This is a genomic window from Rhodococcus sp. C26F, assembly GCF_053345925.1.
In genome coordinates, this window is sequence record NZ_JBKFBA010000040.1 from 34,318 (window position 1) to 43,706 (window position 9,389).

The window sequence follows — 9,389 nt, forward strand, 5'->3', positions numbered from 1 at the left end:
GGGTCCCTGGGATGGTCGTGGACGAGGTGGGCATTGTTGTCCACGATCACGGAACCGCCGCGAAATGGTCAGTGTGGGAGATTGAAGGCGCGAATTGCGTTCTCGCGTAGGAACGCAGCACGGGTTTGTTCGTCGAGATCGAGCTTGTCGAGTCCGGCGAGGCAATCGGGCGCGGGCCAGGCGGGGTGGTTGGACCCGAAGAGCACCTTGTGCCGGCCGTGGTTGCGGAGATAGTCGACGATCTCTGCCGGGTAGCGGTTGGTCTTGTAGGCGGAGGTATCGATGTAGACGTTCGGGTACTTCGTGGCCAGGGAGATCGCTTCGCCGGTCCAGGGCACACCGATGTGACCGGCAACTATCCTCAGGTCGGGGAAGTCCAGGGCGACGTGATCGAGAAATGGGATCGGGCGGCCCGGCTCGGAGGGAGCGAGCGGGCCGGTGTGCCCGATCTGGGTGCAGAAGGTGATGTCGAGGTCGCAGCATGCCGCATAGATCGGGTAGTAGTGGCGGTCGTCCGGGGGCAGATCCCACAGCCAGGGCAGGATTCGTACCGCCCGGGCGCCGTACTGTCCGACGCACCGGCGTATTTCCCGGACGGCGTCCATCGGGCGGCGCAGGTCTGCCGAGGCGACCATGACGAAGCGGTCCGGATGTTGTTCGACGATGGTGCCGACTTCGTCGTTGCCGATCAGTTCCCCGGCGGGGCTGTGCCAGGCGCTGAGCATGCCGACGCCGACGCCGGCCTCGTCCATGCGGTCGAGGGTCCAGGAGACCGGTGGTTCGGTCTCAGGAATGGTGCCTTTCGACCAGCGGCGCAGCGAGTTCAGGAAGGACATGTCGAGCCACCGCTGGGTCGGGTGTTGCATCCATGCGTCGATCGTGGTGTTCACAGGTCTTCTTCCGGAGAGGTGGACAGTTCACAGGGGTGCGGGGGCAGCTTTGGTGTCGTGGTCGGCGGTGGGGTTCTCCATGTCTCGGTGGCGGGTTTCGGTGAGGAAGAACGTGCAGATCAGGCTCAGGACACCGAATCCGGCGAGCATCCATCCGATCGCGGCGCCGCCGAAGCGTGCGGCAAGTTCGGCCGCCAGGGTGGGGGCGGTGCCGCCGCCGAGAACGCCGGCGATCGCGTAGGCCATGCCCGCGCCGGTGTAGCGGTATTCGGTCCGGAACATCTCGGGCAGCAGTGCGCCGGCGGGTCCGTAGGAGATGCCCATGATGACCAGCGTCAACGTCAATCCGGCGAAGAACGTGATCGGCGTTGCAATGTCGATCAGCGGGAACAGCAGCAGGCCGCCGGGGATCGACAGCAGGCACGATCCGACCACCATCCGGCGGCGGCCGAGACGATCGGAGTACCCGGCAGCGATGGCGGTGGCCGCGGCGAATGCGACGGCGGCGAGCAGTCCCAGCGACAGCACCGTGGTGCGTGACAGGCCGAGGGTGGTGGTGGCGTAGGAGGTCAGGTAGGCGGTGCCGACATAGAAGAATGCGAACATCATTGCCAAGGAGCCTGCTGCAAGCAGCAGCTCGCGCGGCTGATTTTTGAACACACCGATCAGGGGTCCGGTGGCGGATCGAGGTTGGGTGGACTGTCGTGCGAACATCGGGGTTTCCTCGACCTTGAGCCGGACGTAGAGACCGATCAGGACGAGCAGGGCACTGGCGAGGAACGGGATACGCCAGCCCCAGTCGAGGAAGGCGTCCGAGGTTTCGCCGACCAACAGATTGACCAGCAGGAAGGTGCCGCTGGACAACGCGAAGGCCAGGGACGGTCCGAGCTGGGGGAACAATGCATACAGGCCGCGTTTGTTCGTCGGGGCGTATTCGGTGGCCAGCAGTGTCGCGCCTGCCCACTCCCCGCCCACAGCCAAGCCCTGAGCGATGCGCAGAGCCACCAGGATGATCGGGGCGGCGACACCGATGGTCGACGCGCTGGGAAGCAGGCCGATGGCGACGGTCGCGATGCCCATGAGCAGCAGCGTGCTGACCAGGGTCTTCTTGCGGCCGATGCGGTCACCGAAGTGACCGAAGAGCGCAGCGCCGAGCGGTCGGGCGACGAACGCCACGGCGAAGGTGGCGAACGAGGCGACCGTGCCGGCGGCGGTCCCGAGGGCCGGGAAGAAGACCTTCGGGAACACCAGCGCCGCGGCGGTGCCGTAGATGAAGAAGTCGTAGAACTCGATGGTGGTGCCGGTGCAGCTGGCAAGGGCGACACGGCGCATCGGGGTCGATGCGGTGGCCGCCGGGTCGGCGTTTCGGGACATCGGATCTCCTGCTCGGTGGGCCCCGACCGCCGAGTGGAGGCGGGGCTGTTCAACGCGAGCAGTGTGAGCGCCGTTACACCGGTGCGCACACCCCCCAAAGTGGGTCCTGCTGTTCCGCAGCCACTTTCGGGGGTAGCACTACACGGGCAGCGGGGCACTCGCCCCGGAAGCGAACCTCGGCAGCTACCGTCGGGTCGTCAGCGGATCAGACCGTTCTCCCGGGCAAGGACGATCGCCTGCACCCGGTTGGTGGCATGCAATTTGCGCATCGCGCTCTTGAGGTAGGACTTGACGGTCTCGGGCTGCAGCCCCAACGCCTCGGCGGCCTGACGGTTGCTCAGTCCGCACGCGATCTGTTCGAGAACATCGATTTCGCGGGGCCGCAGCGTGATCGGGGTAGGCGACGCCCGCGGGGCCAGGACGGGGGCGAACCGGTCACCGACGGCCTCGAGACGCGCCCGCAGCACGTCATCCTGAATCTGTTCTGCCAACTGGGCCAGTTCCTGGGCGATGTCGTGCATGTCGGCGCGGCTGAGTCCCGGACGCTCGGCTTCGGTATCTGCCCGCATCAGACTCAGGCGCCGGCCGACTTCGTCCTCGACGGCGATGTCGCGTTCGAGGCGGCGGGCCAGCGGAGCGAAGCTGTCGAACCAGCGATCCCCCAGACGGACATGGGTCCGCGCGGCGAGGTAGATCAGAATCCGAGGTGTTCGGTCGACCACGATCGGTAGGGCGGCGAGGGTTTCGATGGCTTCGGGACGCACCGCGTGGTCGTAGACATGGGTGATGCCCTGCGCCGAGAAGTAGTCGGCTACCGAGACCGGTCGGCCGAGCATCAGCGCCTTGCCGCCGAGCCCTTCCCCGTTGCGCACCACCAGGTTGACGGCCGAGCGGGTCCGCACACCGGTCAGATCGGTGATCTCCAAGGACGCCGCCCCACGCTGGACCGGGCCACCGAAGACCATGTCCATTCCGGCGTGCTTACGCAACGGCTCCAGTGCACGGGCAAGAATGCGCCGTTCGACGGGGATGGTCGTGTCGAAAGTTGCGGTCATCTCTACCTCCACCTGCTCATACAATCTCGACGCTAGTGAGTGCGGTCACATACCGGCAAGGTCGTACCCCCGAAGGGGGGTACGACCTTGGTGCCCCCTCGATCGGGGGTCCCCCGCAGGAGCATCACCGGTCACAGTTCCTCCCAGTGAACGGAGGAGCATCCATGAACCCCACGTTGAGTTACAGCATCGGCCCCACCGAGCGAGCCTTGCTCGAGATGACGATCGGCGAGAGTTTCGACGACACCGTCACGCGGTTCCCCGACCACGACGCCGTGATCGACGTGCCCACGGGGCGTCGGTGGACCTACGCCACCTTGCGCGGCGACGTCGACGCACTGGCATCGGCCTTGCTCGAGGACGGTATCGCCGTCGGGGACCGCATCGGCCTCTGGGCACCGAACTGCCCGGAGTGGACGATCGTGCAGTACGCGGCGGCCAAGATCGGGGCGGTGCTGGTCAACCTCAATCCCGCCTATCGCACCCATGAACTCGAGTACGCACTGAACCACGCCGGGATCCGGATGGTGTTCACCCTCCCCTCGTTCCGGTCCTCCGATTACACCGCCATGATCACCGAGGTCGCACCCCGTGCGCCGCAGCTCGAGCACGTGGTCTATCTCGGCACCGAGCAGTGGGCCGCGATGCTCCACCGCGGCAGCACAACCCCGACAGCGGCGCTGGCCCAACGCCAACGCGTCCTACAACCCGATGACCCAATCAACATCCAATACACCTCGGGCACCACGGGGCTGCCGAAAGGCGTGACCCTCTCACACCGCAACATCCTCAACAACGGTTTCTTCGTCGGCGAGCTGCTCGGCTACACCGAACACGACCGGATCTGCGTGCCGGTGCCGTTCTACCACTGCTTCGGCATGGTGATGGGCAATCTCGGCGCGACAACTCACGGCGCCTGTGTGGTCATTCCCGCACCTGCCTTCGATCCGGCCGCGACACTGCGAGCCTGCGCGCAGGAACAGTGCACCTCGCTCTACGGCGTGCCGACGATGTTCATCAGCATGCTCGACGTTCCCGACTTCGCCTCCTATGATCTGTCCGCGTTGCGCACCGGGGCGATGGCCGGCTCGCCGTGCCCTGTCGAAATCATGAAGCAGGTGACCGCCTGGGTGCCCGAGGTGGCCATCGCATACGGGATGACCGAAACCTCCCCCGCCTCCGCGCAGACCTGGGTCGACGATTCGCTCGACCGTCGCGTCACGACCGTCGGACGCGCCCACCCGCACGTCGAGGTCGCCATCGTCGACCCGGTCACCGGCGAGACCACACCTCGTGGACAGGCCGGGGAATTGTGTGTACGCGGCTACTCGGTGATGCTCGGTTACTGGAACGATCCCGACAAGACCGCCCAGACCATCGACGCCGACGGCTGGATCCACAGCGGGGACCTGGCCGTGATGGACACCGAGGGGTACCTCGCAATCACCGGACGGATCAAGGACATGGTCATCCGCGGCGGGGAGAACATCTACCCCCGCGAAATCGAAGAATTCCTGTACACCCACCCCGACATCCTCGACGCCCAGGTCATCGGCGTGCCCGACGACAAGTACGGCGAGGAACTGATGGTCTGGATCCGCCTGCGCTCCGGCGCAGACCCGCTCGACACCGCCGCACTGCGCGCCTTCTGCACCGGCAAGATCGCTCACTACAAGATCCCGCGCTATGTGCACTGCGTCGATGAATTCCCGATGACCGTCAGCGGCAAGGTCCGTAAGGTCGCAATGCGCGAACAAGCCCTGCAGATCCTTGACCTCTGAACCTCAGAGTCGCTGTAGAACAACATGTTTCAACCCACTTTGTGAAGGAGATTGCGATGAGCTGGGACATCGAGCGTCGGGGTCGCGTTGCGGTCGTGACGATGAACACCAATACGGTCAACGCCCAGAACCGGGCGTTCTTCGACGATCTGCACGAAGCCTTCGATTGCCTCGAACGCGACCACGCGGACGCCCCGGTCGTGCTGACCGGTGTCGGTGCCCGGTTCTCCGCCGGGCTCCACCTCAGTGAACATTTCCGGCTCTTCGCCGACGACACCGACAAGGTCGCGGCCTGGTTCCAGGACTACCGCGCCACGAACATGCGCCTGTTCACCTACCCACGCCCGACCGTCGCCGCAGTCAACGGACACGCCTTCGCCGGCGGTCTGATCACCGCGGCGGTGTGTGATCGCACCGTCGGTGCCGCCGGCGACGCCCGGTTCGGGATCAACGAAGTCAACATCGGTATTCCCATGCCCGCGGTCTATCTGCGCATGCTCACCTACGCGTGGGGGCAGCCGGTGGCCTCCCGTACGTGCCTGCAGGGCGAGATCTTCACCGTCGAGCAGGCCCACGCCATGGGCATCCTGCACGAGGTCGTGCCGCCCGAGGACCTTCTCGACCGGGCCGTCGCGATCGCCGAACTGACCCCACAAGACTGCCTCGACGATTACGCCTACACCAAACGTGCCCTGCAGGCACCGGCGTTGCGCGATATCGCAGAGCTCTCCGACCCCCTCGATCGCAGCGAACTCGCCGTCGGGATGACCAGCGAACCGTCCCGGCGAGCCCACCGCCGGTACTGGGAGCAGCTCAAGGGCCGCCCCGCCGACTGGTGACCGTCCATGTCCGCCCAGAACGCACACGAGATGCTCCCGGACTGGCTGATCTGGCAGCAACGACCGTTCCCCGATGCGAACCTGCTGCTGATCAATGGTCATGAGCCAGCGCTCATCGACAGCGGATTCGTCGGACACGCCGCCGATACCGCCGCCTGGGTCGACGCCCACACCCGGGATCTGCAGTGGGTCGTCAACACTCATTGGCACGCCGATCACGTCGGCGGCAACGCACTGCTGCATGCCCGCGGTGCCGGCATCGCCGCCAGCGTCCCCGACGCTGCCGCCCTCGCCCGCCGCGATCCGGGGTGTTGCCTGGCCGAATATCTCGACCAACCGGTCGCCCCGTACACCGTCGACGAACCCCTCACCGACGGTGCGGTGCTCCGCCTCGGCGACACCGACTGGCAGATCGTGTCCACCCCGGGACACACCCCAGGGCACCTCGCCTTGTGGCAGCCCGACGCCGGTCTGCTCATCGTCGGAGATGCGTTGTCGAACTACGACGTCGGATGGGTCAACATCGCACTCGACGGACCGGACGCTGCAGCGACCGCATCGGCATCGATACAACGCCTGGCCGAACTCAGCCCGCGCGTCGTGCTCCCCGCACACGGACCGATCCCGTCCGACCCGGCGGCAGCGCTGGTGAACGCGCAGCGGCGCGCAGACCGCCTCGTCGCCGACCACGAGGGTGCCGTCTGGTACGGGCTGCGGCGAATCTTCGCCTACGCCTTGATGATCCGAAACGGTATCGACACCGACGGAGTGGAATCATATCTGCAGGACCGTGCCTGGCTGATCGACGGAGCGCGGCTTCTGGGGACCAGTCCGGAGGCATTGGCCGGCGAGCTCGTAAACACCATGGTCCGTAGCGGCGCGGTCGTGGTGCGGCGCGGTCGCCTACACGCCACCGCCGAGCACTCGTTCGTGCCACCCGGGTCGGTGCGCACGCCCCTTCCCCGCGCCTGGCCGTCGCCCACCCCCGGACAAGCACCATGACGCAGCGAGACGCCGACCGTCCCGAAACCATCAGGTTCCCGGACGATCGGCGATCTCGCCGCAGGCAACACCAAGTGTTATTCCTCGATGGCTCCGCCGATAGCCCGCAAGTGCTGACGGAAGGTGATGCCCTCGTGATCACGCCGGGTCAGATACTCGGCGAAATGTGCCTGCGCACGGAAACTGGTGCCGTCGTGCATACGTGCAGCCTGGTTCCGCTCGGTGTCACGGATCGCGGTTGCGGCAGCAGCGATGTCTGCGGCCCGGTCCAGCGGCAGGAACAACACACCGTCCTCATCGCCGAGAACGAAATCATCGGCAGTGACCCGATGTGTTCCCACCTGCGCACTAGTGAGCGCCTCCGATGACTGGGGGTCGAGTCGCTGCGGCCCTGCCGGCAGTGCGCCGCAACTGAAGACGGGGAGACCGATGGAGCTGAGCTCGCGTGAGTCCCGGTGAAACCCCCAGATGACGATCCCGGCGAGCCGCGCATGGTGAGCTTCGAGAGTGACGAGGTCACCCACGCAAGCTTCGTCATCCCGACCGTCGTTGTCGACTACAAGGACCTCGCCGGGACTGGAACGATCGATGGCTTCGAGAAACACGTCGACGCTGCCGGTGTGGCGCGCGGGACGAATCCGGCCGACGATATGCACGTTTCCCCATAGGGGCCGAACACTCGGTGGCGCCTGACGAACCGGTAGATCCAAACGCATGACCGCATCCGCGACATGCGGCGTGGTCAACATATGGAAGGTTCGTCGAAGTTCGTATGAGTCCATCAGGATGGGTCTCCTTGCACGGTAGAGAGGCGAAGTCCGCGTACGTCGCAGAGCACTACAAGAACTCCTCATCACGATCGGGAGGAATGTGCGAACTGTGCATGCCGCGGGGTCGGATATCAATGTCAGGCAATGACATCCGCCATTTCATGGTGAACCGATTCGAAAGAATCCGAACAGCACACATCTCCTTTCCGAACATCGACCGAACGTATTGGAGGACGACAGTCGCTGTCCCAGTGCACCTCATGTCATGAGCCGCTCGAACAACAACACCACCCCGAGGGCGACCATCACTGCTCCCGAGACCACGGTCACCACCCGCGCCGCGGTGGGTCGAGCACGGAGCACCACTCGCGCACCGGCACCGACCCCGAGGTAGACCACCGCGCAACTGACCGTATGCACCACACCCAGCACCACAATCTGCAGTCCGAGCGGCCATGAACCCGCCGAATCGGTGAACTGCGGCAACAACGCCACGAACAACAACACCACCTTCGGGTTCAGCCCACTGACCCCCAACCCGGTCACTGCCTGCCGAAACCGCGACTGCGTCACGTGTCCTTCGGCGGCCTGGACCGAGGCGGTCGAGCGCACAAGCATCACCGCGCCCAACCACACCAGATACACCGCTCCCGCCACCGTCAGCACCGTCATGAACACCGGACTTCGAGCAACCAAAGCCGCAACCCCCGCGGCCACCACCGCCGTCATCAGCAAATGGCCCGACAACATCCCACCCACCGCCGGCAGCACGGTCCGGTGTCGCAAACCTGCCGTGATCGCATACGCCCAATCCGCTCCCGGCGTCAGCACAAACACGAACGACACCGCCCAAAACGCGGCAACAGCGCCGACCGCCACTTTCACCCTCCCTCACCAACCCAGACAAACCCGCAGTTCGAGTCCCTGGCAGAAAGACTAGGAAGAGTTCGGGAGAACACGTTTCCAAAGATCCCTGTAAACAAGGCCTATTGGGGAAAGATCTCTTGCATGGACAGTACGGACAGGAAAATTCTTGCTGAACTCCAGCGCGACGGGCGACTAACCGTTACCGAACTCGCCGACCGGGTCCGTCTGAGCATCTCCCCCTGCCATCGACGGCTTCGCGCACTCGAGCAGTCCGGCGCCATTCGCGGCTACCGCGCCGTCCTCGACGCCACTACCTTGGGTCTGGCCTTCGAAGCACTCGTTTTCGTCACCATGCACTCCTCGGACCGCGCCACCCTTGACGCCTTCGAATCCGCGGTCGTCGACATTCCCCACGTCCTTCAAGCACAACGCCTTTTCGGCGATCCCGACTACCTGCTGCGCGTACTTGCCCGCGACCTACCGGCCTTCCAGGAGCTCTACGACGAACAACTCGCGACCCTTCCCGGAGTCCAACGGCTCAGCTCCACCCTGGTCATGAAGAGCGTCGCCGACGACCGGCCCCTCCCCCTATAACAGTTTCTTGCCCTGACCAACAAGCGCAGCCCCAGGACCATCCCATGCGGATCCGCCGCAGCCAGACCTCGCGTTGCGGTGACCACCACCAGGCTCGCCGCAGTGGCCATGATCTGTGGGCCTCGCGCTGTTCGTCGAACGCATCATCGAGATCACGATCTAGTGCCGCACCCGTGAACCTTTGCCCGTTCTGGCCGACACGCCGACCGGTTGCGGC

Annotated in this window: 9 protein-coding genes; 4 read left to right on the plus strand and 5 right to left on the minus strand. The window is 65.3% G+C overall.

The features are described 5' to 3' along the window. Positions 1–68 precede the first annotated feature (68 nt). The 3 genes from ACLBYD_RS25945 to ACLBYD_RS25955 form a co-directional block, all read right to left on the minus strand. A complete protein-coding gene (locus ACLBYD_RS25945) occupies positions 69–866 on the minus strand; it encodes an amidohydrolase family protein (RefSeq protein ID WP_447818676.1) in 798 nt (265 codons plus the stop codon). A gap of 51 nt (positions 867–917) precedes the next feature. After that, the gene (locus ACLBYD_RS25950) at positions 918–2,264 is read right to left on the minus strand and encodes an MFS transporter (protein ID WP_447818668.1); all 1,347 of its coding nucleotides are present in this window, start codon (positions 2,262–2,264) and stop codon (positions 918–920) included. Positions 2,265–2,461: 197 nt separating this feature from the next. After that, on the minus strand, positions 2,462–3,319 hold the full coding sequence (locus ACLBYD_RS25955) for a response regulator transcription factor (protein ID WP_447818669.1): 858 nt from the start codon (positions 3,317–3,319) through the stop codon (positions 2,462–2,464). 164 nt (positions 3,320–3,483) lie between these two features. Between ACLBYD_RS25955 and ACLBYD_RS25960 the strand changes: the two genes are divergently transcribed. The 3 genes from ACLBYD_RS25960 to ACLBYD_RS25970 are packed head-to-tail and all read left to right on the plus strand — an operon-like array spanning position 3,484 to position 6,941. Beyond that, the gene (locus ACLBYD_RS25960; protein ID WP_447818670.1) at positions 3,484–5,100 is read left to right on the plus strand and encodes an AMP-binding protein; all 1,617 of its coding nucleotides are present in this window, start codon (positions 3,484–3,486) and stop codon (positions 5,098–5,100) included. A gap of 56 nt (positions 5,101–5,156) precedes the next feature. Next, positions 5,157–5,939 (plus strand): enoyl-CoA hydratase/isomerase family protein, encoded by a 783-nt coding sequence (locus ACLBYD_RS25965; RefSeq protein ID WP_447818671.1) that lies wholly within the window; start codon positions 5,157–5,159, stop codon positions 5,937–5,939. A gap of 6 nt (positions 5,940–5,945) precedes the next feature. Next, complete coding sequence (locus tag ACLBYD_RS25970; RefSeq protein WP_447818672.1) at positions 5,946–6,941, plus strand: MBL fold metallo-hydrolase; 996 nt, start codon at positions 5,946–5,948, stop codon at positions 6,939–6,941. A 77-nt stretch (positions 6,942–7,018) separates the two neighbouring features. On the opposite strand, the gene ACLBYD_RS25975 is transcribed toward ACLBYD_RS25970, so the two are convergent. Both ACLBYD_RS25975 and ACLBYD_RS25980 read right to left on the minus strand, forming a co-directional pair. Continuing rightward, positions 7,019–7,723 carry an RraA family protein gene (locus ACLBYD_RS25975; protein ID WP_447818673.1) on the minus strand — a complete coding sequence of 235 codons (705 nt, stop codon included), beginning with the start codon at positions 7,721–7,723 and terminating at the stop codon, positions 7,019–7,021. 246 nt (positions 7,724–7,969) lie between these two features. Next, complete coding sequence (locus ACLBYD_RS25980; RefSeq protein WP_447818674.1) at positions 7,970–8,590, minus strand: LysE family translocator; 621 nt, start codon at positions 8,588–8,590, stop codon at positions 7,970–7,972. A 129-nt stretch (positions 8,591–8,719) separates the two neighbouring features. Here ACLBYD_RS25980 and ACLBYD_RS25985 point away from each other — a divergent pair, with 129 nt between their 5' ends. Then, positions 8,720–9,172 carry an Lrp/AsnC family transcriptional regulator gene (locus ACLBYD_RS25985; protein ID WP_447818675.1) on the plus strand — a complete coding sequence of 151 codons (453 nt, stop codon included), beginning with the start codon at positions 8,720–8,722 and terminating at the stop codon, positions 9,170–9,172. Positions 9,173–9,389 lie beyond the last annotated feature (217 nt).

What these genes read in the sequence shown, in the direction of transcription:
- ACLBYD_RS25975 (WP_447818673.1), bottom strand. Translation starts at nt 7,723, where the DNA reads ATGGACTCATACGAACTTCGACGAACCTTCCATATGTTGACCACGCCG.
- ACLBYD_RS25965 (WP_447818671.1), top strand. Translation starts at nt 5,157, where the DNA reads ATGAGCTGGGACATCGAGCGTCGGGGTCGCGTTGCGGTCGTGACGATG.
- ACLBYD_RS25945 (WP_447818676.1), bottom strand. Translation starts at nt 866, where the DNA reads ATGCAACACCCGACCCAGCGGTGGCTCGACATGTCCTTCCTGAACTCG.
- ACLBYD_RS25985 (WP_447818675.1), top strand. Translation starts at nt 8,720, where the DNA reads ATGGACAGTACGGACAGGAAAATTCTTGCTGAACTCCAGCGCGACGGG.
- ACLBYD_RS25955 (WP_447818669.1), bottom strand. Translation starts at nt 3,319, where the DNA reads ATGACCGCAACTTTCGACACGACCATCCCCGTCGAACGGCGCATTCTT.
- ACLBYD_RS25960 (WP_447818670.1), top strand. Translation starts at nt 3,484, where the DNA reads ATGAACCCCACGTTGAGTTACAGCATCGGCCCCACCGAGCGAGCCTTG.
- ACLBYD_RS25950 (WP_447818668.1), bottom strand. Translation starts at nt 2,264, where the DNA reads ATGTCCCGAAACGCCGACCCGGCGGCCACCGCATCGACCCCGATGCGC.
- ACLBYD_RS25970 (WP_447818672.1), top strand. Translation starts at nt 5,946, where the DNA reads ATGTCCGCCCAGAACGCACACGAGATGCTCCCGGACTGGCTGATCTGG.